Source organism: Maribacter arenosus (genome assembly GCF_014610845.1).
GTDB lineage: Bacteria > Bacteroidota > Bacteroidia > Flavobacteriales > Flavobacteriaceae > Maribacter_A > Maribacter_A arenosus.
In genome coordinates this window covers 1-1,245 of sequence record NZ_JABTCG010000023.1, presented here as the reverse complement: position 1 = coordinate 1,245, position 1,245 = coordinate 1, and the positions used below count along the sequence as shown (strand labels likewise).

Sequence of the window (1,245 nt, the reverse complement as noted above, 5' to 3'; positions counted from 1 at the left end):
AACGTAGGAATATAGATCATATGATCTATATATCTTTTATGTGAGGAACTAAGATAAGAGATCTTTTATGTCCTTGAAAGAAGTTTCCGCCACATGGGTGTAAATTTCCGTCGTCTTGGTAGAATTATGTCCAAGCAATAATTGAATGTGCCTGATATCAACACCATCTTCAAGAAGGTGGGTGGCAAAACTGTGCCTTAGCATGTGTGGGGTCACCTTTTTCGGTATTGCCGCCCTACGTGCGGCATTTGAAATAAGTTTCAGGACGCTGGATGCTGTATAAGGCCTATTCCGTGGCCCTTCAAAGAGATATACCCTAGGCCTGTATTCCTTATAGTATAATCTCAGGTCTTTTAATAAGGTAGGGCTCAGAACGGTCATTCTATCCTTATTGCCTTTTCCTCCCTTTATACTGATCAGCATACGTTTGCCATCAATGTCATCCAATTTAAGGTTCAGGAGTTCGCTTCTTCTTAGGCCGGCGGAGTAGAGCAATGAAACTATGCACTTGTGCTTAAGGTTGTTGGTGTTTTCAATCAGGGCATGGACTTCTTGTTTTGACAATACCTTAGGCAATTGTTGCCGCTTCCTTGGACGTTCTATCGCATAAAACCTATTGGGCATTCCCATAACGCTCTCAAAATAAAATTTTATGCTGTTTACCGCTTGGTTGATGTACGAATTGGAACGATCTTCTTGGACAAGCTTTTGTAGATAGAATCTCACCTCGTTTTCGGTGATGTCCCTTGGTTCGATTTCTTGATAATGGTTAATGAAGCGTTCAAAGTGGTGCACATAGCTCTTTACGGTATTCGCGGCATATTTCCTGATTTCCAACTTATCCAAATATGCCATGGGGCATCTTTTAAGACCATTATCTAAAGTTCTGTTTCTATACCAGTGTATATTTACGGGCTTTTCGGTATTGAGTTCATTTTCGGAATCAAAAAAATAATTGCCATTGATCCAGACTTCCCCCCGGAACGTGTCAAAGATCTTTCCCAGACTGGCCTTGTTGTTCACAACATAATACATACCGAATTCATCGGACCAGGAAACACCGGGCATTCTCCCCAGCAATGCGTGTATGACCTTATCGGATTTGAATTGTAGACCAATTTGCCTTTCGCCTCCGATCAGCAAATGCTTTAAAGTAATGTTTCTGCCCTTGAACATGATTTGATTTTTGTAAATATCAAAAAACAAAATAATTTAACCGTACCTTATACGAATAGGATACGTATA

The 1,245-nt window shown here is 40.4% G+C and carries 1 protein-coding gene; it reads right to left on the bottom strand.

The features are described 5' to 3' along the window. Positions 1 to 48 precede the first annotated feature (48 nt). Positions 49 to 1,176 (bottom strand): site-specific tyrosine recombinase/integron integrase, encoded by a 1,128-nt coding sequence (xerA, locus tag HPE63_RS18465; RefSeq protein WP_188315781.1) that lies wholly within the window; start codon positions 1,174 to 1,176, stop codon positions 49 to 51. Between the last annotated feature and the right edge of the window lie 69 nt (positions 1,177 to 1,245).